General features: G+C 74.1%; 17 protein-coding genes. 7 read left to right on the plus strand and 10 right to left on the minus strand.

What is annotated here, in order from left to right; genetic code table 11:
* The 4 genes from BG452_RS30730 to BG452_RS30745 form a co-directional block, all read right to left on the minus strand.
* The coding region (locus tag BG452_RS30730) for a class I tRNA ligase family protein (protein ID WP_317621297.1) at positions 1-1,948 on the minus strand (1,948 nt) is incomplete at its 3' end.
* Between the two features lie 151 nt (positions 1,949-2,099).
* A complete protein-coding gene (locus BG452_RS30735) occupies positions 2,100-3,431 on the minus strand; it encodes a lysine N(6)-hydroxylase/L-ornithine N(5)-oxygenase family protein (protein WP_188307627.1) in 1,332 nt (443 codons plus the stop codon).
* 32 nt (positions 3,432-3,463) lie between these two features.
* Positions 3,464-4,603: a saccharopine dehydrogenase family protein gene (locus tag BG452_RS30740; protein WP_188307628.1), complete on the minus strand. Its 1,140-nt coding sequence runs from the start codon at positions 4,601-4,603 to the stop codon at positions 3,464-3,466.
* A gap of 61 nt (positions 4,604-4,664) precedes the next feature.
* Positions 4,665-5,933, minus strand: a complete 1,269-nt coding sequence (locus tag BG452_RS30745; protein ID WP_317621298.1) for an ATP-grasp domain-containing protein — start codon at positions 5,931-5,933, stop codon at positions 4,665-4,667.
* Between the two features lie 830 nt (positions 5,934-6,763).
* On the opposite strand from BG452_RS30745, the gene BG452_RS30750 reads away from it, so the two are divergent.
* On the plus strand, positions 6,764-8,701 hold the full coding sequence (locus tag BG452_RS30750; protein ID WP_188307630.1) for a prolyl oligopeptidase family serine peptidase: 1,938 nt from the start codon (positions 6,764-6,766) through the stop codon (positions 8,699-8,701).
* Positions 8,702-8,777: 76 nt separating this feature from the next.
* On the opposite strand, the gene BG452_RS30755 is transcribed toward BG452_RS30750, so the two are convergent.
* The 6 genes from BG452_RS30755 to BG452_RS30780 form a co-directional block, all read right to left on the minus strand.
* On the minus strand, positions 8,778-9,341 hold the full coding sequence (locus tag BG452_RS30755) for an NUDIX hydrolase (protein ID WP_188307631.1): 564 nt from the start codon (positions 9,339-9,341) through the stop codon (positions 8,778-8,780).
* Positions 9,342-9,488: 147 nt separating this feature from the next.
* Positions 9,489-10,679: an amidohydrolase family protein gene (locus tag BG452_RS30760; RefSeq protein ID WP_188307632.1), complete on the minus strand. Its 1,191-nt coding sequence runs from the start codon at positions 10,677-10,679 to the stop codon at positions 9,489-9,491.
* Between the two features lie 25 nt (positions 10,680-10,704).
* A complete protein-coding gene (locus BG452_RS30765; RefSeq protein WP_317621299.1) occupies positions 10,705-11,829 on the minus strand; it encodes an FAD-dependent oxidoreductase in 1,125 nt (374 codons plus the stop codon).
* Entirely contained in the window at positions 11,826-13,442 is a 1,617-nt protein-coding gene (locus tag BG452_RS30770) for an FAD-dependent oxidoreductase (RefSeq protein WP_188307634.1), read from the minus strand. The genes BG452_RS30765 and BG452_RS30770 overlap by 4 nt, the downstream gene beginning before the upstream one ends.
* A 146-nt stretch (positions 13,443-13,588) precedes the next feature.
* Positions 13,589-15,013, minus strand: coding sequence for an adenylosuccinate lyase (gene purB / locus BG452_RS30775; RefSeq protein ID WP_188307635.1), 1,425 nt, complete (start codon positions 15,011-15,013; stop codon positions 13,589-13,591).
* 101 nt (positions 15,014-15,114) lie between these two features.
* On the minus strand, positions 15,115-16,140 hold the full coding sequence (locus tag BG452_RS30780; RefSeq protein WP_188307636.1) for a beta-ribofuranosylaminobenzene 5'-phosphate synthase family protein: 1,026 nt from the start codon (positions 16,138-16,140) through the stop codon (positions 15,115-15,117).
* Positions 16,141-16,460: 320 nt separating this feature from the next.
* Between BG452_RS30780 and BG452_RS30785 the strand changes: the two genes are divergently transcribed.
* The 6 genes from BG452_RS30785 to BG452_RS47840 all read left to right on the plus strand — a co-directional run bounded on the left by BG452_RS30785 (position 16,461) and on the right by BG452_RS47840 (position 23,350).
* The gene (locus tag BG452_RS30785) at positions 16,461-17,687 is read left to right on the plus strand and encodes a Rieske 2Fe-2S domain-containing protein (protein ID WP_188307637.1); all 1,227 of its coding nucleotides are present in this window, start codon (positions 16,461-16,463) and stop codon (positions 17,685-17,687) included.
* A 135-nt stretch (positions 17,688-17,822) separates the two neighbouring features.
* Positions 17,823-18,380: an NADPH-dependent FMN reductase gene (gene ssuE, locus BG452_RS30790; protein WP_188307638.1), complete on the plus strand. Its 558-nt coding sequence runs from the start codon at positions 17,823-17,825 to the stop codon at positions 18,378-18,380.
* Positions 18,381-18,406: 26 nt separating this feature from the next.
* Positions 18,407-19,408 (plus strand): phosphoribosylaminoimidazolesuccinocarboxamide synthase, encoded by a 1,002-nt coding sequence (locus BG452_RS30795; protein WP_188307639.1) that lies wholly within the window; start codon positions 18,407-18,409, stop codon positions 19,406-19,408.
* Between the two features lie 10 nt (positions 19,409-19,418).
* Entirely contained in the window at positions 19,419-22,247 is a 2,829-nt protein-coding gene (locus BG452_RS30800; protein WP_188307640.1) for an FAD-binding and (Fe-S)-binding domain-containing protein, read from the plus strand.
* Positions 22,244-23,164: a PfkB family carbohydrate kinase gene (locus tag BG452_RS30805; RefSeq protein ID WP_188307641.1), complete on the plus strand. Its 921-nt coding sequence runs from the start codon at positions 22,244-22,246 to the stop codon at positions 23,162-23,164. Before BG452_RS30800 ends, BG452_RS30805 begins: the two co-directional genes overlap by 4 nt.
* 93 nt (positions 23,165-23,257) lie before the next feature.
* On the plus strand, positions 23,258-23,350 hold the full coding sequence (locus BG452_RS47840; RefSeq protein ID WP_317621300.1) for an Ms4533A family Cys-rich leader peptide: 93 nt from the start codon (positions 23,258-23,260) through the stop codon (positions 23,348-23,350).
* Positions 23,351-23,372 lie beyond the last annotated feature (22 nt).

The raw sequence follows: 23,372 nt of genomic DNA on the forward strand, positions 1-23,372 counted from the left end.
AGCGCACGGGGGGGTCCCCGGCCGCGGGGGCGCTCTCCCCCAGCTGGCCGGCGAGGCGGGCGGCCAGCTCCGGCAGCAGCGGCGCGGCCGCCACCGCCAGGGCCCGGACGGCCGTCAGTTCCAGGGCCATGCAGGTCCGCGCGGTGGCCGAGACCGGCTGCACCAGGAGGACGTCCTCGCAGACCTCGGTGAACCGGCGGGCCTCGGCCACGAACTCGCGCAGTTCGCGGGCGGCGGTGCGGGCGGAGAATCGTTCCGGCTCCAGGGCGTTCGCCAGCCGGGCGGCGAAGGCGCGGATCCGGCCGTAGAACTGCTCGGCCTCACCGTTCCAGCTGCCCGCCTCCGGCGCCACGCCGTCGAAGTGCTTGCGCAGCCGGCCGTCGACCGAGGCCAGCCAGCCCTCCCACTCGCCGAGCAGCTCGGTACGGACGAACTCCCGGTAGTCCGCGACGACGAAGTCCCGGCGCCGGATGTCCGGGCTGGTGGCGGCCAGGTAGAGCCGCAGCTGGTCGCCGGTCTCCGGGCGGAAGGCGTCCCGGCCCCAGATCGCGTGCTTGCGCCCGGTGGAGAACTTCTGCCCGTCGAGCAGGTAGAACTCGTTGCACACCATGGTGTCGGCGAGCGCCAGCTTGTCGGTGAAGGCCCCGAGGACGGCGGGGAAGACCACCGCGCGCAGGAAGGCGTTGTCGAAGCCGAAGAACAGCACCGTGCGCGGTGCCTCGGCCTCGGCGTACTCCTCCCAGCCGGACAGGCCCTGCTGACCGGCCAGGTCGTCGATCGCGGTGAGGAAGCGCGCGGCCAGTTCGAAGGCCGAGTACATCCGCTGGCCGTCGGTGGCGCCGGACGGGTCGGCGGGCAGCAGGATGCCGTCCGTGGCGACGGTGCTCACCGGCAGGTCGGGCAGCGGGGCGGCCAGCACCCGGTCCACGTAGGACCGCAGCCGGGCGCTCATCGAGACCGACCGCAGGTAGCCGGTCAGCCGGGCCCGCAGCGGCTCCAGCGGCATGTAGTAGCGGGTCAGTTCGCGCTGCTCGGCCGGCGTCCCGCAGGAGCGGCAGCTCGGGTCCAGCAGCTCGTCGTCGGCGAAGGGCAGCGCGCAGGCCTCGCACTCGATGCCCGCGGTGTCCCGCGAGCCGCAGTGCGGACAGGCCCCCGCGACGAACGCCTCGAACAGGTAGGTCCCGCACGGGGCACAGTAGTTGGCCTGAACGGTCTTGGCCACCACCGTCCCGTCGGCGCGCAGCCGCTCGAACACCTCCAGGGCCACCTGCGGGTAGCGCGGGGAGGACGGCCGGACGAAGACGTCCCACTCGACCCGGGCGGCGGCCAGCGCCTCCTGGATCGCGTCGGTGTTGCGCTCGGCCAGCTCGTAGAACGTCAGCCCCTGCTCCTGGGCGGCGGCCGCGACCTGGCTCTGGTGCCCGACCGTGCCCAGCAGCAGCCGCACCGGGGTGCCCCGCGCGATCAGGCCGCGGCGCAGCAGGTCGGCATTGAGGAACGGGCCGGCCAGGTGGCCCAGGTGGAGCTCGCCGTTGGGCGTCGGGAAGGAGGGCAGCAGTAGGACGGGACGCCCGGCCTGCGCGGTGCGGGCGGCGCGCCGCTCGTGCTCGGCGTCCAGCGCGGCCAGGTCCTCCCACCAGAAGGTGAGGAAGGACAGCGGCCGGTCCTCGGCCGGGTTGTGCAGGGTGTGCACGCCCAGCGGCGGGATGCGCAGCGCGTCGCCCGCCGTCACCGGCACGGTCTCGCCGTCCGCGGTGACCTCGCCGCTGCCGTCGAGGATCACCCAGACCTCGATGTCGTGGTGGTTGTGCGGGGCCGTGGTCTCGCCGGGCCGCAGGGTCACCCTGCGGACGTTGACGGGGAGTTCGGGGTTCTGCGCCCAGGCCGGCTGGACGCTGCGGACGAAGTCCGGCAGCCCCATCTCATTGACGGTGCGTGGAACGGTCACGATGTCCATCGTGTGGTGGGGGTGGACTCGCCCCCGGCTCCTCTCCCGGAGTCGTTGGTGCTCGGTCGGTGCCCGGTGTCGGCTCGGTGGCCGGTGCTGCTCGGTGGCCGGTGCTGCTCGGTGGATGGTGCTGCTCAGTGGCCGGTGTCGCTCAGTGGCCGGTGTTGAGGGCGAGTTCGGTGAGTGCGTCGCCCGCCTCCTGCGGAGCGGCGGACGGCCAGTCCAGCGCCGTGCTCACCGATCCGGTGTCGTAGCGCGGGCGGCCGAGCAGGCTGTTGGTGATCACCGCGCTGCGCCAGGCGAGCAGGCTGAGGTTGGGGTCCGCGACCCCGTACTCCCGCCGCGCGGCGTTCTGGACGAAGATGCGGTTCTCCGCCGGGCCGTCCCACTGGAGGCTGAAGTCCGGCCCCACCACCGGCAGGCCGTCGCTGATCGCGAGCCGGTCCTTGAGGCCGAGCAGCAGGTCGGGCATGGCGTGCTCGTAGCCGGTGGCGCAGATGACGATGTCCACCGTCTCCCGCACCGGCGCCCCGCCGCGGGCCGGACGCCAGCTGATCACCAGACCGTCGGCGGTCTCCTCCAGGTCCTCCAGGGTGTGGTCGAGCAGGATGCGGCAGCTGCGGCCACGCCCCTCCAGGAGGTCCAGGTCGTAGAGCCGGCGGTAGAGGTCCTCCAGCAGCGGGATGGAGATGCCGTCGCTGGTGAGGCGCAGCCGCTGGACGATCTCCTCGCGCTGATCCTCCGGCAGGCCGTAGAAGTGGTGGCTGTAGTCGGGCAGGTAGAGCTCGTCGACGAACGGGCTGTCGTCCAGCGGGAGCAGGTTGGTCCGCCGGGTGCCCCAGAGGATCTGCTCGGGGCGGCGGTCCTCGCCGGCCAGCAGGTAGTTGACGACCTCGGCGCCGCTCTGCCCGCCGCCGACCACGGCGACCCGCTTGCCGGCGAAGTCGCGCGGCCGGCGGAGCAGTTGGTCGGTGTGGAAGACCCGCTCCGGGTCGTGGCCGCGCAGGCTGTGCGGCAGGCGCGGCGACAGGCCGGTGCCCACCACCAGGTTGCGGGCCTGGAGCAGGCCGTCGCTGGTGTGGACGACGAAGGCGCCGCCGTCCCACTCGACGTTCTCGGCCCGCACGCCGAAGCGCAGGTTGTCCAGGCCGGCCACCGCCCACTGGCAGTACTGCTCGAACTCCCGGCGCGGCACCTTGGACCGGCCGGTCACCAGCAGGCGGTAGAGCCGCTTGGTGTCCACCTGGAAGGCCAGGAAGGAGAACGGATTGGTCGGGTCGACCGGGGTGACCAGGTCCTTCAGGAAGTGGACCTGCATCTGGGCGTCCGGCAGCATCAGGCCGGGGTGCCACTCGAATCGTTCCTTGTGGTCGACGAAGACGGTCGACAGGCCCGGTTCCCCCGACGTCAGTGCCGCGAGACTCAGATTCGAGGGACCTATGCCGACACCCACCAGATCGAAAGTCTCCGGCATCTCACTCATGCTGTCTCTCCCGTTGTCACTAGGGTGCTGGGTCAGCCGATCTCGTGCGCCGGTAGCCAGGTCACTCCCCGGGCGGTGAGTGACCCCATCAGTCCGTCGAACTGCTCGGCGGACAGGGTGCGGTGCGGTTTGTGCCAGCCGGGGCCGGTGACCGACCGCCCGGCGAGCAGCCCGGTCGCCCCGGCCAGCGCGAACCCGGTGGTGCGGGCCATCGCGGAGAGGCCGGTCGCCTCGTCCGCGGAGTCCAGGACGGTGCTGCGCAGGCTGGCCGGCGCGCCGGCCAGCCGGCCGTGCGCGGTCACCTCCAGGACCACCAGGTCCCGGTCGCCGGAGCGGGCGCGCACCTGCGGGGCCAGCACCCGTTCGACCACCCGCTTGGGCGGCACCTCGACGCCGTCGACGTCCACGGTGTCCTCGGCCAGCAGCCCGAGCCGGGCCAGGTCGGAGACGGCCTGGGCGAAGCCGGGCCAGCGCAGGGTCTTCTGGGTGCAGTCGGCCCCTCGCAGCAGCGGGTGCTCGCCGAGCCAGGGGGCCATGCCGTCGTGGTAGGCCTCCAGCCGGCCGACGCCGTCGACCTCCCGCGTCTCGACCCCGGAGAAGCGGGCGTGCCGCACCCTGCGGCCACCGCTCAGAGCCAGTGCCTCTCGCTGGGCGATCGGCAGGTGGTGGTCGTTCTCGCCGCCGAAGAAGGCGGTGTAGCCGAGCGGTTCGCGCGGCTGCTCGGGCACGCCGCCGCAGCAGATCTCCAGCGTCTCGACCTGGTCCAGGCGCTGGGCCACGTGCACCGCGAGCAGCTCGGTGAGGCCCGGTTCGAGCCCGAGCGGCAGCAGTACGGTGGCGCCGGCCGCCCGGAACCAGGCGTCGAGGCCGGGGAGTTCCTCGGTCGGCGGCCGGGTGATGCTGGCCACCGGCACCCTCGGGTCGGTGCGCACCACGGTGCGGATCACCGCCCGGGTCGCCGCCCACGGCAGGGCCGTGGCGACGGCGTCCCGCCCGGCGAGCGCGTCGGCCGCATCGGTCTCGACCCGGACCGGGCAGTCGCCGAACCCGGCCAGCCAGCGGGCCAGTTCCTCGGCCCGCTCGCGGTCCCGGTCGACCAGCGTCAGCTCGGTGGTGTCCGGGCCGGTCGCCAGCGCGTACGCGGCGGCCCGGCCCATCTGCCCGCAACCCACCAGCGCCGCCCTCACGAGCGCCGCCCCCGCGCCACGACGCGCACTGGGGTCGCCACGGCGTCTACTCGCCGTCGGCCGCGGTCACCCGGGCCACCGCCTCGGCGGGCACCCGGCCCAGCAGGTCCTCCAGGCCGGCCCGGGTGACGTGCCGGGCGAGCACCGCGGCGACCCGCTGCTGGCCGAAGTTCTCCGGCGGCAGGGCGACTTCGGTGCCGGCCGGGACCTCGTAGAAGACGTGGTCGAAGCCCGCCTGCTCGCAGATCGCCTGCAGGCCGCCGACCTCCTCGAAGCGGCCGGCCCGCTCGGCGAGCACGAACCGCAGGCCCGCGTTGAGCTGCCGGTCGTGCTCCAGCCGCAGCGGGTCGCCGGTGGCGACCCGGATGACGTTCTCGAAGTAGTCGACGCCGGTGGCCGCCGGCACCAGGTGCGAGCCGATGTAGTCACCGGCCGGGCGGGCGGCGATCTCGATGAACCGCAGGCCGCGCTCGCTCCACTTGGCCTCCAGGTGGAAGGCGCAGTGGTCGAAGCCCAGGCCGGCCACGATGTCCTTGGTGGTCGCGGTGATCTCCGCCCAGGCGTCGGCGGGCAGCGCGCTGGGGACCTTGTGGCACAGTTCCAGGTGGTACGGGACGCTGGTCACCTTGTCGGTGACGGTGACGACGTGCACCTCGCCGTCCGAGACGAAGCCCTCGACGCTCAGCTCGTCGCCCTCCAGGAACTCCTCGACGATGAACTCCGCGCCGAACTGGCGGAACACCGGGTCGAAGTCCGGCCGGGCGATGCCGGCCAGGCGGGCCATGGCCGGTTCGAGGTCCGCCTGCTCGCGCAGCTCGAAGATGCCCTTGGAGCCGGAGGCCCCGGTGGGCTTGACGACGGCCGGCAGCCCGACCTCGTCCAGCGCGGTGCGCAGCTCGTCCAGGCCGGTGACCCGGGCGAAGCGCGGGAGCACGCCGCCGAGGTGGCGCAGCGCCTCCTTCATCGCGTACTTGTTGCGGGCCCGGAGCGCGGCCGTCTCGGACATGCCGCGCAGGCCGAGGTCGGCGGCGATCGCCGAGACCAGCTGGACGTCGACCTCGGTGAAGTTGGCGACGCCGGCCAGGTCGTAGCTCTTGGCGAGCTCCCGGGCGGCCGTCAGCGAGGCCTCCCGGTCGTAGGTGTCGACCTGGCGGAATTCGTCCACGAGCGGCTTCGCGAATTCCGGGACGGAACGGCCGAGGAGCACCACACCATATCCGAGACGACGGGCCGCGAGAAGGGACTCGAGACCCTCTCGCTGAATCCTCCGCAGGTTCACGAAAAGAACATGGCGCTTCGCCACAGGACCCTCCACTTTGCCTTGCCGGATGAGAAAGCCGAGCAGATCCAACGATGACCAGAGAGGCCTTCGATTGCCTCTCCGGCCTGACCGGTGGTCAAACCTGTCCGGTTACGGGGAATGTGCGCAAGTTCCGCACGGTAAACCGGTCACGCTCACAGGAAGTTCCGCGCACGACGCCGCGGGCCGCGTCGGAGTGGCACGCGACCGATTGCGGAGAGGAGCACGGAAGAATTGACGGGAATCCCGAGTCGGCGGCATGGGTACCGCCGCGCAACCCCCGGCCCCGGACCGGGTTTCAGGATTCTCCAGTAACACGGGCACCGTCGACAACGCCGCCCTCGGGTTCACCACCAGCATGATTTGCCCACTGAGACATGTCAACCGGTCGCTTCAGGTCAGCGCCGAAGCTCCGACGATCATCGGTCACTTCCCGGGCGACACCCGTCGACACCTGCCGTTCCACCGTCAAGGGCCATCTGTTGCACGCGAGTTAGCGCTTTCTCCGATCCCGGGTGGAACGCCCCCCGGCCCCGGCGTCCGGGTGCCCGGTGCCCTGGTCCGGCCCACCTTTCGAGCCCGCTTGGCCGAAATCCTTCCCTCCGGTAGAAACTTGTCCGGACCTCGGGCGGGGCCGGTCGGCCTCTGGCAGGATGATCAGTCCGACCGGGGCGGCCCCGGGTGGCATCCCGTTCCGGCCGTCCGCCTCTTCGACGTCACCGAACCCGCCTGTGGCGCAGACGACTTGAGTCGCGCCCGGGCGGTGCGCCCGCCGGCCCCGCCCGGGCACTCCGGCCCCCGGTCCCCGTTCCCGACCCGGCCCCCCTGACTGCCGAGGAGAACGCATGGCAGACCACGCCCGAAGCGCGCCGTACGGCACCTGGCCCTCCCCCGTCACCCCCGCCGACGTGGTGCGCGGCGGGGTCCTCGTCGAGTGGGTCGGCTTCCTGGGAGCCGACCCCTGCTGGACGGAGGTGCTCCCGGAGGACGGCGGGCGCAACGCCCTGATGCGGCGCGGCCCGGACGGCGCCGTCGTCCAGGTGCTGCCGCCCGGCTGGGACGTGCGCAGCGGCGTCATCGAGTACGGCGGGCGGCCGTGGACGGCGGTGTCGGACCGGGCCGAGCACGGGGTGGTCTTCAGCCACCGCGGCGACCAGCGGCTCTACCGGTGGTCCCCCGGGCGGGAGCCCGTCCCGCTGAGCCCCGTCCCGCCGCCCGGCACCCAACTGCGCTACTGCGACTTCACGGTGCGCGGCAACAAGGTGTGGACGCTGCGCGAGACCGTCCTGAACGAGGCCGGCACCGAAGCCGAACGCCACCTGGTGGCCCTGCCGCTGGACGGCGGCGCGGCCGAGGACCCGAAGGCTGTGCGCGAACTGGCCGCCGGCCACGCCTTCCTGACGGGGCCTCGGCTGTCGCCCGACGGCCGCCGGGTGTGCTGGCTGGGCTGGGACCACCCGAACATGCCCTGGGACGGCACCGAGCTGATGACCGCCGACATCGGCCCGGACGGCACGCTCGGCGAGCCGCTGCGGCTGCTGGGCGGCGACCGCGAGGCCGTGGTGCAGGCCGACTGGGCGGCCGACGGCTCCGACCGGCTCTACGCGGTCGCCGACCCCGGTGGCTGGTGGAACGTCCACGAGCTGGGCCCGGACGGCGCCGTCCGCGCACTCCACCCGGCCGAGGAGGAGTTCGGCGAGGCCCCGTGGCGGATCGGCCTGCGCTGGCTGCTGCCGCTGCGCGACGGCACCCTCGCCACCGTCCACGGCACCGGCCGGCGCCGGCTCGGCCTGCTCGGCCCGGACGGCGGACTGACCGACCTCGACCTCCCGTACACCGAGTGGTCCTCGGTGGCCACCGACGGCCGGCGGATCGCGGCCGTGGTCGCCGGCCCGGAGCACCGCCGCACCGTGGTGCTGGTCGACCCGGCCCACGGCACCGCCGAGGTGGTCCGGGCGCCGCTGCGGGCCCACGAGGAGTACGCCTCCCGCCCGGTGGTGCGGACCTTCCAGGGCCCGGACTCCCCGGTGCACGCCTACGTCCACCCGCCGTACCACCCGGAGTTCGAGGGGCCGGCCGGCGAGCTGCCGCCGTACCTGGTCTTCGTCCACGGCGGGCCCAACAGCCGCAGCCAGCCGGTGCGCAACCAGGAGATCAGCTACTTCACCAGCCGGGGCATCGGCGTGGTGGACGTCCAGTACGGCGGTTCCAGCGGCTTCGGCCGGGCCTACCGGGAGCGGCTGCGCGGCCGCTGGGGGCAGGTGGACGTGCGGGACTGCGCGACGGTGGTGCGCGCCCTGGTCGCCGAGGGCCTGGCCGACCCGGCCCGGATCGCCATCCGCGGCGGCAGCGCCGGCGGCTGGACGGCGATCCTGTCCGCGCTCGCCGAGCCGGAGCTGTACCGGGCGGCCGGCCTCTACTTCCCGGTGCTCGACCCGGTGACCTGGCGGGCCGGCGGCACCCACGACTTCGAGTCCCGGTACGCGGACGCCCTGATCGGCCCGTGGCCGCAGCAGCGCGCCGCGTACGAGGAGCGCTCGCCGGTACGGCTGGCGGACGGCCTGGACGTCCCGGTGGTGCTGTTCCAGGGCGAGTTGGACACCATCTGCCCGCCCGCCCAGGCGGAGCGGCTGGTGGAGCGGCTGGTCCGGGCCGGCATCCCGCACACCTACCTGCTGTTCCCCGGGGAGCGCCACGGGTTCCGCCGCCGGGACACCGTGGTGCGCTGCCTGGAGGCCGAACTGGAGCTGTACGGGCGGGCGCTGGGCTTCGCCCCGGCGTGAGCCGGGCGGGCACGCGGCTGAGCCCGCGGACCCCGGGCGGGGTCCGCGGGCTCAGCCGCAGCCGTGCTCCGGAACGTCAGACCGTGTCCAGCAGCCGGCCGGCCCGGTCGAGGGTCTCGCGGAAGTTCTCCTCGGTGGTCCGCTCGCGGGCCTGGGCCACCGTCAGCCACTCCAGCGGCGACTCCGGGTTCTCCGGCCGCGCGTCCTGCGGCCTGCCGGTGGCCAGCAGGAAGCGCAGGTCCGCGTGCTCGTGCGCGGGCTCGCGCGACGAGGCCGGCACCGGCACCACGGTGAGGTGCACCAGCGCGGCGTCCGGCCACGGCACCAGATCGGTCAGGTGGGTCTCCTCCAGCCCCTCCCGCAGCGCGATCTCCAGCGGCAGCGTCTCGCCCGGGTCGCCGTGCCCGCCGACCTGCAGCCAGGCCTGCTGGCGGACGTGCCAGCGCAGCAGCACCCGCTTGGTCTCCGGGTGGACGATCAGGGCGGAGGCCGTGAAGTGCAGCGGGGTCGCGCGGTCCCAGGCGTCGGGCTTGCCGACCAGGCCCAGCAGCCGCTCGTGGTCCGCCGTCTCGGCCGCGCCCTGGGGCCGGTACCGGCCCAGCAGCTCGGCCAGGCCGGGGGTCTGCGTCCCGCTCGTCATCCTCAGCACTCCTCGTTCCGTGTCGTTCCGTCTCGCACCGTCTCGCACCGTCCCAGCCGGTCCCGGACCGCCGGGTCCGCTCCATCGGCGGTGCCCCGCAGGGCCGTTGGACCCGTCCGCGTCCCGCGTGGGGCGAACGGGCCCACCCTACCCGGTGATCGCGCGGCGGCGGTCGGTGAGCACCGCGGGCCGGGCGGCCCTGGGGGTGTTGCGGCTGGCCAGGAAGCGCACCTCGCCGGCCGTCACGACCGCCGAGATGCCGGGCATGTCGCCGATCGCCAGGGCGTCCAGGGCGGTGCCCGCCGCCGAGCCGCGCGGCGCGTCGAGGAGGACGAGGTCGGCCTCGTCGCCCACCCGCAGCCGTCCGGCGGGCAGGCCCCAGACGTCGGCGACGTTGCCGGTGGCGAGCGCCCAGACCCGGGCCGGCTCCACCGGGCCCAGCGCGGACAGCTCCACCACCGTCTTCAGCACCGCCAGCGGGATCACCCCGAAGCCCGACGGGGTGTCCGAGCCCAGCACGATCCGCTCCAGCGCGCCCTCCTCGACGGCCCGCCGCACGATCCGCAGGCCCGCCCGCAGGTTTCCGGCCTGGACGATCTGCAGCGCCATCCGGCTCTCGGCCAGCAGCCGGTCCACGGCGGCGTCGGGCAGCGCGGTGGGGCCGCCGTTGGCGTGCCCGCAGACGTCCGGGTCGAGCGCCAGCAGGTCGTCCGCGCCGAGCGAGGCGGAGCCGGCCGCGCTGGCGCCCCCGGCGTGGCACATCACCGTCAGGCCGTGCGCCTTGGCCCAGCGGATCTGCTCGACGCCGTCCACGGCCTTCTCGTACGCGCCGAAGCCGAACTTGGCCAGCCACACCCCGCAGCTCGCCAGCTCCGCGAAGTCGGCCTCGTCCAGGGTGGGTTCGAGCAGCACGTTGCCGGCGTGCACCCGCATCCCGCCGGGCCGGAAGTTGTCGTAGGACGCCCGGGCGGCGACCGCGAGCGCCTTGACCCCGGCCCGGTCGCGCGGGCGGCCGGGGACGTGCACCTCCCCGGCCGAGATGGTCCGGGTGATGCCGCCGTGGACGTACCCCTCCAGGTAGTCCACGGCCTTCTGCCGGGGCGAGTAGTCGCCGAAGGCGACGTGCCCGTGCGAGTCGATCAGGCCGGGCGCCACGGTGGCCCCGGCCGCGTCCAGGACCAGCTCGGCGGCCGCCAGTTCAGCCGCCAGGTCGGCGGCCCGGCCCACCGCCGTGATGAGGCCGTCCACGCACAGAACGGTGTCCGCGCCGTCGACCAGCGGAGCGGTGAGATCACCGGAGACCACGCATCCGGCCCCCGTGACTGCCAATGTGCCCACGTCCTCGTCCTCTCCTCGTCCTGTCTCACACCGCGGCGAAGCGCTCGGGCCGGAACGCCGCCGCCAGTTCGGACGGCTCGCCCAGCACCTCCCGCGCGACGATCTCCCCGAGCACCGGCGCCAGGGTGAGACCGCTGTGGGTCACCACCACGTACAGCGAAGCGGCCCCGGGCACCCAGCCCAGCACGCTCATCCCGTCCACCGGCATCGGACGGACCCCGACGAAGGCGTCCTCCACCGTGACGTCCGCCCCGGCGGTGCCGGGCAGCACCTGCGCCAGGCGCGCCAGCACCTTCTCCGCCGCGGCCGGGCCCTGCCCCTCGTCGGTCAGCTCCTCGTCCACGTCGTGGCAGTGCAGCACCAGCCGCCCGCCGCTGTGCGGACGGATGCTCAGGTGCGGCGCGTGCAGCACCCGCTCCACCCGGACGGGCACCGGGGAGGTCCGCACCAGCAGCCCCATCACGGTGGTGCCGGAGTCGTCCCCCGGCTCCACCAGCGGCACGTCGGCGCCCGCCCGGCAGAGCAGTTCCCTGGTGCCGCGCCCGGCGCAGCTCACCACGGCGTCCGCCTCGATCTGCTGCCCGGAGGCCAGCCGGACGCCGCGCACCCGGTCGGCGCCGAGCAGGCCGGTGACGGCGTCCCCGATCCGCAGCCGGACGCCCAGGCTCCGGGCCCGCTCCTGGACGGCCGCGACCAGCCGGTCGCTGACCACGTGGGCGTCGTCCGGGTAGTACCGCAGCGGCCCGTGCAGGCCGTCGAGCGCCAGGCCCGGCTGGAGTTCGCGCCGGGCCCGGTCGGCGTCCAGTTCCTCGACCGGGTAGCCCTTGGCCCGGTAGCCGTCGGCGATGCCGGCCAGCCGCCGGTCCCCCTCCGCGCTGTCGGCCCAGTGCAGGTTGCCGCGCCGGAAGAACCAGGGCTCGCCGCCGGTCGCGGCGGCCAGCCGCTCGTGGGCGCGCAGCCCCTCGGCCGAGAGCCGGTAGTAGGGGTCGAACCCGTTGTCCACCGCGTTGACCCAGCCGAAGCCGTGGGCGGAGAGCCCCTCGGCGGGCTCCCGGGCGTCCACCAGGACGACCTCCGCGCCCTGTTCGGCCAGCCGCAGCGCGACACAGCTGCCGATCGATCCGGCTCCGACGACGACGATCCTGGTCACCGCTGCTCCTCCTTGCCGAGCGCCGTCCCGCACAGGTAGCCGCCGACCAGCGCCGGCCCGAGGGTGCCGCCGGAGCCCGGGTAGCCCGGGCCCATCACCGGCGAGGTGACGTTCCCGCAGGCGTACAGCCCGGGCACGGGGGTGTCGTCGTGTCGCAGCACCCGGCCCCGCTCGTCGGTGACCAGGCCGCCCTTGGTGCCGAGCATGCCCGGCTCGACCCGGACGGCGTGGAACGGCGGCTCCACCAGCGGCGCCAGGCAGGGGTTGGGCTCGTGCAGCGGGTCGCCGTAGTAGCGGTCGTGGCTGGTGGTGCCGCGGCCGAAGGCGGTGTCGACGCCCCGGACGGCGTCCGGGTTGAAGACGGCCAGGGTCTCGGTCAGGCCCTGCTCGTCCACGCCGATCAGCCGGGCGAGTCCGGCGGGGGTGTCGGCGCTGGTGTACCAGCCTGGCACCGGGCCGCCCGGCTGCGCGCCGGCGATCGGATAGGTACGGCGGAACGCCTCGTCGAAGACCAGCCAGGCGGGCAGGTTGGGGCGCTCGTGCCGGGTGGGGTCGAAGGCCAGGAAGGCCTTGGTGACGTCGTTGTAGTTGACGGCCTCGTTGACGAAGCGCCGGCCGTGCCGGTTGACCATGATCGAGCCGGGCAGGCAGCGCTCGCCGACCAGGTGCCGGGACATCGGCACCCCGTCGTACTCCTCGCCCTGGCCGGACACCGCCGGCACCCACCAGGCCTGGGACATGGTGCCGAGCGCCGCCCCGAGGGCGGTCGCCATCAGCAGGCCGTCGCCGTCGTTCCACGGCGGGCTGACCGGGCGCGTCCCGGCCAGCCCGAGGTGGGCCCGCTTGAGCCGCTCGTTCCACTCGAAGCCGCCGGTGGCCAGCACCACGCCGGCCCGCGCCCGGTACTCCACCGGGCCGTCGGCGGTCTCGGCCCGGACGCCGACCACCCGGCCGTCCTCGACCAGCAGCCCGGTGGCGCGCACCCCGGTCTGGTAGGTCACCCCGCGGTCGTCGCAGGCCGCCACCAGGCCGGCCACCAGCGCGGCGCCCACCGTGACCACGCCCTCGGCCTTGCGGCGGGCGACCAGCTCGTGGTCGTAGCGCCCGGGGATCTGCCAGCGGTGCCGCTCGTCGTAGGTGACGGCGTCGAAGTGGCTGCCCTTGCGGATCCGCTCCAGCAGACCGGGGCGGTCGGCGGTCGGGAACGGCACGTTGTCGAGGGTGCGGCCGACGTCCCGGGCGCCGGGCCAGTCCGAGTGGTAGTCGGGCCGGTCGATCGGGAACAGCCGGACGGGCGTCTCGGCGTGCAGGTAGTCGACCACCCGCGGCGCCACCTCGACGTACTGTTCGAGCCGCCACCGCTCGGTCTCGCCCTCGGTGACGAGCTCCAGGTAGCGCAGCGCGTCCTCGGCGGAGTCGGGCATGCCGTGCTCGCGCATCACGGAGCTGTCGGGCACCCAGATCATGCCGCCGGACACGGCGGTGGTGCCGCCCAGCACCGGGGTGCGTTCGAGGACCAGCACCCGGTGCCCGGCGTCGGCGGCGCGGCAGGCCGCCAGCAGTCCGGCGCCGCCGGAGCCGATCACCAGGGAGTCGGTTTCAACCTGTCGCACGGCAGTCCAATCCTCGGGAGTCAAGCGGGCTCTGGGTCCAGCGGACCCAGGAGTCGGTACGGCTCAGGAGTCGGTACGGCTCAGGAGTCGGTACGGCTCAGGAGTCGGTACGGCTCAGGAGTCGGTACGGCTCAGGAACGGGGAAGTCAGAGCAGCGGGGCGGGCCGGTAGCCGGACCACTCGGGGTGCCGGGCGGCCAGCTCCTCGATCCGCGCCACCACGGCCGCGACCTGGTCGGTGGCGGCGCCGGTGAAGCCGATCCGGTCGGCCAGCAGGGCGTCCAACTGGGCGCGGTCCAGCGGCAGTCGGTCGTCCGCGGCGAGCCGGGCCATCAGGTGGTTGTCCACGCCCTCCGAGCGCATGTCCAGGGCCGCGCCGACGGCGTGCTCCTTGATGATCTCGTGCGCGGTCTCCCGGCCGACGCCCGCGCGCACCGCCGCCATCAGGATCTTGGTGGTGCCCAGGAACGGCAGGTAGCGCTCCAGCTCGGCGCCGACCATCGACGGGAAGACGCCGAACTCGTCCAGGACGGTCAGCAGCGTCTCCAGCATCCCGTCGAAGGCGAAGAAGGCGTCCGGCAGCGCGACCCGGCGCACCACCGAGCAGGACACGTCGCCCTCGTTCCACTGGTCGCCGGACAGCTCGCCGGCCATCGACGCGAAGCCGCGCAGCACGATCATCAGGCCGTTGATCCGCTCACAGGAGCGGGAGTTCATCTTGTGCGGCATCGCCGAGGAGCCGACCTGGCCCTCCGCGAAGCCCTCGGTCACCAGCTCGTCGCCGGCCATCAGCCGGATCGACTTGGCCAGCGAGGACGGGCCGGCCGCCAGCTGCACCAGCAGGCTCAGCACCTCGTAGTCGAGCGAGCGCGGGTAGACCTGGCCGACACTGGTGAGCCGGTGCGCGAACCCGAGGTGGCCGGCCACCCGGTCCTCCAGCTCGACCAGCCGGGCGCGGTCCCCGCCGAGCAGGTCCAGCATGTCCTGGGCCGTCCCCATCGGGCCCTTGATGCCGCGCATCGGGTAGCGCTCGATCAGCTCCTCCAGCCGCACCAGGGCGGCCAGCACCTCGTCGGCCACGGTCGCGAAGCGCTTGCCCAGCGTGGTGGCCTGGGCGGCCACGTTGTGCGAGCGGCCGGCCATCACCAGCTCGGCGTGCTCGGCGGCCAGCGCTCCCAGCCGGGTCAGCAGCGCGACGCAGCGGCCGCGCACCAGCACCAGGCTCTCCCGGATCTGCAGCTGCTCGACGTTCTCGGTGAGGTCCCGGGAGGTCATCCCCTTGTGGATGTGCTCGTGCCCGGCCAGGGCGTTGAACTCCTCGATCCGGGCCTTCACATCGTGCCGGGTGACCCGCTCGCGCGCCTCGATGGAGGCGTGGTCGATCCGGTCGAGGACCTTCTCGTAGTCGGCCACCACGCCGTCCGGGACGGCTATGCCGAGGTCGCGCTGGGCGCTCAGCACGGCCAGCCACAGCCGGCGCTCCAGCACGATCTTGTGCTCGGCCGACCAGAGTTCGACCAGCTCGGGCGAGGCGTAGCGGGCGGCCAGGACGTCGGGGATGTCGGTCTTCATGGCCCTGCTTTCGGGTGGGGGGTCGTCCGCGCGGTCTTCCGCACGGTGTCGTCCGAGGCGGCGGGGTGCCGGATCGGGAGTGCCGGGTCAGGAGTCCCGGGTCAGGAGACCGCGGTGGTGGTCAGGCCCTGGTTGTTGGCCCGGGTGAACCAGAAGTCCCGGATCAGGCCCCGGTTCTTCAGCTCCCAGGCCCACCGCTCGGCGTCCTGCGGACGCCGGGTGAAGGCGAAGCAGGCCGGCCCGGTGACGCTGAGCGCGATCGCGTCCACCGACGGGGCGGCCCGGCCGGCCTCCAGCACGCTCGCCACCGACTCGCCCTGGAAGGCGATCTGGGCCTGCTTGAAGTGGCCGGTGAAGGTGATCTCGTTGACCGCCGCGCAGAACGCGTCGAAGTCCTGCTCCAGGACGGCCGGGGCGAGCCCCATGAAGACCAGGTGGGAGGTGCGCCAGGACTCCTCGGCCGGGATCGGCGTGACGGAGTGGAACCAGTCCAGCTCCTCCTGGCCGCCCAGGTGGCGTCCGTGGGTGAGCAGCACCAGGATCGGCCAGTCCGGGAAGTCCAGCCGGACCACCGGCTTCGGCGGCGCGACCTGCTGGGCGAAGCGGCTGGGCCGCAGGTACTTCTGCGGCTGCTCGGCGAAGTCCGGCGGGTTGACGTGACCGCCGTCGACCAGGAAGCCGCCGTACGCGGACAGCCCGGTGCTGGCGCCGGAGGTCCGGCCGCGGCCGAGGGCGCGGGCCAGCTCCCGCTGGTCCGGCTCCACCCCGCACAGCCGGCCGTAGGCGTGGCCGACGGCCAGCAGGGTGCTGGTCTTGGAGCCGAAACCGCTGTGCTGGGGCAGCGCTTCGAGGACGTCCACCCGGGCGGCCGGGCCGTCCCACAGCTTGCGCAGGGTCTCCAGGGCGGCGGTCAGTTCGCGCGCCGTCTCCTCGGCGGTGCCGGTCACCGCGACGATCCCGTCCGCGGCCTCCCGCACCTCGGCGGTCAGGCCGGGCCGGTCGACGGCCATCGCGGCGATGCCGTTGCGGCGCAGCGAGCTGCCGTCGAGGCTGATCAGGGTGAAGCTCAGCCGGGCCGGAGCGGACACCCGGACGGCACCGCTTCGGTCGGGTCGGTCAAGTGCCATGGTGGGACCTCCGATTGATCGTCGATCACGGTCACGGGCGCGCCGGTCCGCACGCGGAACACGGGGTCCGGGGGGTCGCTGGGTTCGGGGGGCTGGTTCCGGGGGCCGGTCGTCGGCGCGTCACGCCCCTGGGCAACCGGCATCGGCTGCGGGGCCCGCGGCGATGCAATCTTGGACCGGTTCCGGACGCACCGTCAATCACCGTATTCCGTCCGACCGCTCCTCACCTGGGGTGTCACATCCGCGATCGCCGATTCGTCTCAGGAGTGGAAGCCGATCATCGCGATCGCAGGTCGCGACCACCGAAACGGAGGCCACCAGTGGCTACGCGGAAGGTCAACGAATCCCTGACCCGGGTCGGACCGGGCACGCCGATGGGCCGGATGCTCCGCGAGTACTGGCTTCCGGTGATGCGCAGCGAGCGGCTGGCCGAACCAGGCGGCGCGCCCGTCCCGGTGGAGCTGCTCGGCGAGAAGTACGTGCTGTTCCGCGGCGCGGACGGCCGGGTCGGCTGCTTCGACGAGGCCTGCCCGCACCGGGGCGCCTCGCTGGCGCTGGCCCGGAACGAGGACTGCGCGCTGCGCTGCGTCTACCACGGCTGGAAGTTCGACGTCTCCGGCACGGTGCTGGACACCCCGTCGGAGCCCGAGGACGGCGGCCGGTTCGCCTCGCGGGTCTCGCTGAAGCACCACCCGGTGGTGGAGGCCGGCGGGGTCATCTGGGTGTGGCTCGGCGGCACCGGCCGGGAGCCCAACGCCTTCCCGGCGTTCCCGTTCACCAAGCTCCCGGCCGAGCAGGTCTTCGCCACCGTCGCCCTGGTGGACTGCAACTGGTTCCAGGGCGTCGAGGCCGACATCGACTCGGCGCACGTCTCCCTGCTGCACGAGACCGAGGCCCGCAACGGCCCGCTGCGCGACCTGCTCGACGACACCGCCCCGCGCGACGAGATCGACGAGCAGCCGTACGGGCTGCGCTACGCCGCGATCCGCTCGCTGTCCTCCGGGGACTCCCTGGTGCGGATCAAGCCCTTCGCCATGCCCTGGTACACCGTGGTGCCCGAACTGCCCACCGGTGACCGGCTCTGGCACGCCTGGGTGCCCGTCAACGACCACCAGACCATCATGTGGTACCTGTGGTGGAACGACGACAAGCCCGTCGACCCGACGTACTTCGCCGAGCAGTTCGGCCTCGACCTCGACCGGCTCAACCCCGACAACATCCGCGAGGGCTACTCCCGCGAGAACCTGTGGGGCCAGGACCGCGCCGCGATGGCCGACGGCCGCAGCTTCTCCGGGATCCGCGGCCTGGTGCTCCAGGACGTCGCCGTGCAGGAGAGCATGGGGCCGATCGTCGACCGGACCATCGAGAACCCGGGCAAGAGCGACCGCGGCATCGTGCGCGCCCGCCGCTACATGCTGGACGCCCTCGACGCCCACGCCAGTGGCGCCACCCCGCCCGGGCTCGGGCCGGACGCCGACTACGGCAAGGCGACCTCCGCCAACATGGTCGTCCCGGACGGCACCGACTGGCGCGGCCTGGTGGGCTGAGCCCGCCTCGCGCCCAGCCCGCTCAGTCCCGCAGCCGCTCAGCCACTCAGTCCCGCAGCCACTGAGCCCCTCAGCCGCTCAGTCCCGCAGCCATTGAGTCACTCAGCCACTCAGCCACTCGGAGGAGGATCTGCCATGGCCCACGTGCTGTCCCTCTCGGGAAGTCCGTCCGCGACGTCCCGCACCACCGCCCTGCTGCGCCACCTCGGCACCCGTCTCACCGCCCACGGCCACCGGGTGACGCCCCTGGAGGTCCGGTCCCTGCCGGCCGAGGCACTGCTCGGCGCCGACCCCCGGCACCCCGCCATCGCGGCGGTGGCCGAACTCTTCGAGGCGGCCGACGGGATCGTGGTCGGCACGCCCGTCTACAAGGCCGCCTACTCCGGTCTGCTGAAGTCCCTGCTCGACCTGCTGCCGCAGTACGCCCTCGCCGGGAAGGTGGTGCTGCCGCTGGCCACCGGCGGCACCACCGCGCACGTGCTGGCGATCGACTACGCGCTGCGCCCGGTGCTCACCTCGATGGGCGCCGCGCAGGTCACCCCCGGCTGGTTCACCCTCGACCGCGAGATCACCGTGCGCGAGGACGGCACGGTGACGGTCGCCGAGCCGGCCGCCGACGCCCTGGCCCAGGTCACCGACCAGTTCTCCGTCGCCCTCGGCGGGCGCGCCGCGCTGTCCGCGGCCTCCGCCTGAGCCCGCCCCTATCTGTTGGAGTACCTGTGAAGCGCTGGTCCACCAAGGACTTGGAAATCCTCCGCCCGCCGGCCGACGGCCGCCCCGGTGACGGCATCCTCACCTTCACCGACCGCTACTCGGTGTACGACTTCGGCGTGATGCCGGACGAGATCCCCGGCAAGGGCATCGCCTCCGCCACCATGGCCGTCCACTCCTTCGGGCTGCTCGAAGCGGCCGGCGTGTCGACCCACTTCGTGGAGCAGGTGGACGAGCGCTCGCTGCGCATCCGGCTGCTGGACATCGACCTCCTGGGCCGCCACGCCGCCACCGGCCCGGCCGGGATGATCCCGCTCCAGGTGGTCTACCGCAACGCGCTGCCGCGCGAGTCCTCCGTTCACCGCCGCACCGCCGCGGGCACCCTGGACCGGGCGCTGGTGCCCCCGTACGGCGCCGACGGTGCGCCGTGGCTGGCCGCCCCGATGGTGGAGTTCACCACCAAGTTCGAGGAGACCGACCGCTTCGTCACCGCCGAGGAGGCCGCCCTGGTCGGCCGGGTCACCCCCGGTGACCTGGCCGGGATCGCCGAACTGACCCGCACCGTCGCCGGGGTCCTGACCGCCCACGCGGACGCGGTCGGGCTGCGGCTCGCGGACGGCAAGGCCGAGTACGGCTTCGACGAGCACCGCCGTCCGCTGCTGATCGACCACGTCGGCACCCCGGACGAGAACCGCTTCTACTTCCACGGGACCCCGGTCTGCAAGGAGTTGCTGCGGCTGCTCCACCCCGGGCTGCGCGACCAGGTGCAGGAGGCCGTGCGCAACGGCACGCCCCGCTCCGAGTGGCCGCCCCCGGAGCCGCTCAGCGACCGGCTGGTGACGGCAACCGCCGAGGTCTACCATGCGCTCACCGCGCTGTGGACGGGCGGCCGCCCGGACACCCCGCAGCCCGAGCGACGGCTGGCCGCGGCGGTCGAGGAGTTCCACTCCTCGCTGCCCGCACCGCAGTTGCTGGAGCGGGTCGGGCTGGTCGGGACTTCGAACAACTAGGGTACGGAACATGAGAGTTGGGGACGTGGCCGAGCCGGGGGACGTGGCCGAGCCGGGTGAGGCGACCGCCGCACTCCGCCGCGCCGGGGTCGAGGCGGACGGCTCCACGCGCCGCCGGGCGGAGTACTCCAGCGACGCCTCGCTCTACCGGATCGTCCCCGCCGCCGTCGCGTTCCCGCGCGGCGCCGACGAGGTGGCGGCGGCGCTGGACGTCTGCCGCTCGCTCGGCGTTCCGCTGACGGCCCGGGGCGCCGGTACGTCGATCGCCGGGAACGCGGTCGGCCCCGGCGTCGTCCTGGACTTCTCCCGCCACCTCAACCGGGTGCACGGGATCGACCCGGAGACCCGAACCGCCGTGGTGGACCCGGGAGTCGTCCTGGACGACCTGCAACGGGCCGCCGCCGCCCACGGCCTGCGCTTCGGCCCCGACCCGTCCACCCACAGCCGCTGCACGATCGGCGGGATGATCGGCAACAACGCCTGCGGCTCCCGGGCGCTCGGCTACGGGCGCACCGCCGACAACGTGGTCGAGCTGGACGTGGTCACCGGCACCGGCGAACGCCTCACCGCCCGCAAGGGCGCGGACCCCTCCGGCTCGCCGACCCTCACCGCGCTCTCCCGCGTGGTGCAGGGCCGGCTGGCCGTCATCCGCACCGAACTCGGCCGGTTCGGGCGGCAGGTGTCCGGCTACTCCCTCGAACACCTACTGCCGGAAAGGGGTTTCGACCTCCCGGCCGCCCTCGCCGGCTCCGAGGGCACCCTCGGGGTGCTGCTCGGGGCCCGGCTGCGGCTCACCGCCGTCCCCGCCGCGACCGCGCTGGCGGTGCTGGGCTACCCCGACATGGCCGGCGCCGCCGACGACGTCCCCCGGCTGCTGCCCTGCGAGCCGGTCGCCGTCGAGGGCCTGGACCGGCGCATCGTCGACATCGTCCGCGGTCTGCGCGGCTCCGCCGCCCTGCCGCAACTGCCGCGCGGCGGCGGCTGGTTGCTGGTCGAGGTGGCGGGCGACACCGCGGAGGAGGCCCGCGCGGGCGCGGCCCGGGTGATCGCCGCCGCCGGGGCGCTGGACTCCCGGCTGATCACCGACGCGGCGGAGGCCGCGGCGCTGTGGCGGATCCGCGAGGACGGCGCCGGCCTGGTCGCCCGCACCGGCCGCGCCCACCCCGGCTGGGAGGACGCCGCCGTTCCGCCCGACCGACTCGGCGCCTACCTGCGCGAGTTCGAGGCACTGCTGACCGACCACGGCCTCACCGGCATCCCGTACGGCCACTTCGGCGACGGCTGCGTCCACGTCCGGCTCGACTTCCCGCTCGAACGGCCGGGCGGCCCGGCCGTGTTCCGGGCCTTCCTGGAACAGGCCGCGCAACTGGTCGGCCGGCACGGCGGTTCGATGTCCGGCGAGCACGGCGACGGCCGCGCCCGCGGCGAACTCCTGCCCCACATGTACTCCCCCGCCGCACTGGAGGCCTTCGGCGCGGTCAAGGCCGTCTTCGACCCCGACGGCCTGCTCAACCCCGGCGTCCTGGTGCACCCGGCCCCGCTGGACGCCGACCTCCGCCTCCCCGCCGCCGCCCCGCTGCGCATCGGTCTCGGACTCGCCCACCACCGGGACGACGGCGACTTCACCCGGGCCGTCCACCGCTGCACCGGCGTCGGCAAGTGCCGGGCGAGCAGCCCCGCCCCGGACTCCGTGATGTGCCCGAGCTACCTGGCCACCCGGGACGAGAAGGACTCCACCCGGGGCCGTGCCCGGGTGCTCCAGGAGATGGTCAACGGCACGCTGGTGCAAGGCTGGCAGGCCCCCGAACTCGCCGAGGCACTGGACCTCTGCCTGGCCTGCAAGGGCTGCTCCTCCGACTGCCCCAGCGGCGTCGACATGGCCTCCTACAAGGCCGAGTACCTCCACCAGCGCTACCGCGGCCGGCTGCGCCCCGCCTCCCACTACTCGCTCGGCCTGCTCCCGTACTGGGCCCGCCTCGCCGCCCTCGCCCCGGGGCTCACCAACCGCGCCCTGGCCGGGCCGCTCGGCCGGCTGGGCCGACGGGCCGCCGGAGTGGACCCGCGCCGGGAGCTGCCGCGGTTCGCCCCGCGCACCTTCCGCCAGTGGTTCGCCGCCCGCCCGCGACCGGCGTCCACCGGCGACCCGGTGCTGCTCTGGGTCGACACCTTCACCAACCACTTCGCCCCGCAGGTCGGCCAGGCCGCCGTACGGGTCCTCGAAGGGGCCGGCTACCAGGTGCGGATCCCGGACCGGCAGCTCTGCTGCGGCCTCACCACCATCAGCACCGGACAGCTGGACCTCGCCCGCCGCACCCTCGGCCGCAGCGTCGCCGCCCTGGCCCCGCACGCCGAGGCGGGCATCCCGGTCGTCGGGCTGGAACCGTCCTGCACCGCGGTCTTCCGCGGCGACGCCGCCGAACTCCTGGGCGCCACACCGGCCGTGGCGGCCGTCGCGCGCGCCACCCGCACCCTGGCCGAGCTGCTCACCGACACCCCCGGCTGGACGCCCCCGCCGCTCACCGGCACCCAGGTCGTCGCCCAGCCGCACTGCCACCACCGCGCCGTCCTGGGCTGGTCCGCCGACCGCGAGCTGCTCACCCGGGCGGGCGCCACCGTTCAGGCGGTCGACGGCTGTTGCGGGCTGGCCGGGAACTTCGGCGCCGAGCGCGGCCACTACGAGACCAGTGTGCGGGTCGCCGAGACCTCCCTGCTGCCCGCCGTCCGCGCCGCCGGGCCGGACACCGACCTGCTCGCCGACGGCTTCTCCTGCCGCACCCAACTCGACCAGCTCGCCCACCGCGAGAGCCTCCACCTCGCCGAACTTCTGGACCGCAGATGACCACCGAGCGCCCCCTGCTGATAGGCACCGTCACCCTCGACTACCTCCACGAGGGCCCGATCGGCCGCGCCCTGCCGCCCGCGGCCCTGCAGTGGGGCGGCGTCATCCACAACGTCGCATGCGCGATGGCCGCCCGCGGCAGCGACCCGCTCTTCCTCACCGCCGAGTACACCGGCGACCTCGCCCCCGCCGTGGACGCGCACCTCGCCGCCCACGGCGTCGAGCGGATCGCCCTGCCCGCCCCGACCCCGCTGCCCCTGTTCGAGGCCCAGCTGGTGGACGGCTCGGTCATCGACATGCACTTCGTCGGCCAAGCGGCGCTCGACCTGCTCACTCCCGAACTGCTGGGCGCCCGGCCCGAGTTGTTCGACCAGGCCTCGGTCATCGTCTCCGGCACCGACAGCCACCCCGCCACCCTGGCCTGGCTGTGCGCCACCGCCCGCGAACGCGGCATCCCGTTCTGGCTGCTCTCCGCCGACCCGACCGAAGTCCACAAGCTCGTCCCCGACGGCGAACAGGCGACCTTCGTCTCGCTCAACGCCCGTGAACTCTCGCTCTGGGCCGGCACCGAGCTGCCCGGCCTGCCCGGCCTGCCCCACGGGTCCGACCTGTCCGACCTGTCCGCGCACGAGGCGATCGCCGCCGCCCGCAAGCTCGTCGACTCCGACGGCCACGTGCTCGTCACCCTCGGCGCCCAGGGCTCCGTCCTCGTCCCCGGGGACGGCGGCGCCCTGCTGCACCAGCCCGCTCCCACCGTCAACGGGCAGCCGCTCACCGTCGGCGCCGGCGACATCCTGTTCGCCTGCCTCCTCGCCGCCCGGCTCGCCCCCACCCCGTGGGCCGAGGCGCTCCGGGAGGCCGCCGCCCTGACCACGGCGTACCTGACCACGCCGACGTACGCCGCGCTGCGGCCGTAGGGCCGGCCCCCAGGGGGGGGCCGGCGCCCGCCCCGGCACCCCCCGACAAACGGCACTTTGACATTCCGCTTTTAGTCGTACAGTCTTTTCGGCATGTCCGACCGTCACCCGATCCGCTGCGCCGCCATCGAGCTGGCGCTGATCGGCGTGGCCGCGCACTGCGTCGCCGACAACCTCTGTCGCTGAACCCGCCTGTCCCGAAGCGTTG

The sequence above is a fragment of the Streptomyces sp. CBMA123 genome, assembly GCF_014596465.1.
In the GTDB taxonomy this organism is placed as follows: domain Bacteria; phylum Actinomycetota; class Actinomycetes; order Streptomycetales; family Streptomycetaceae; genus Kitasatospora.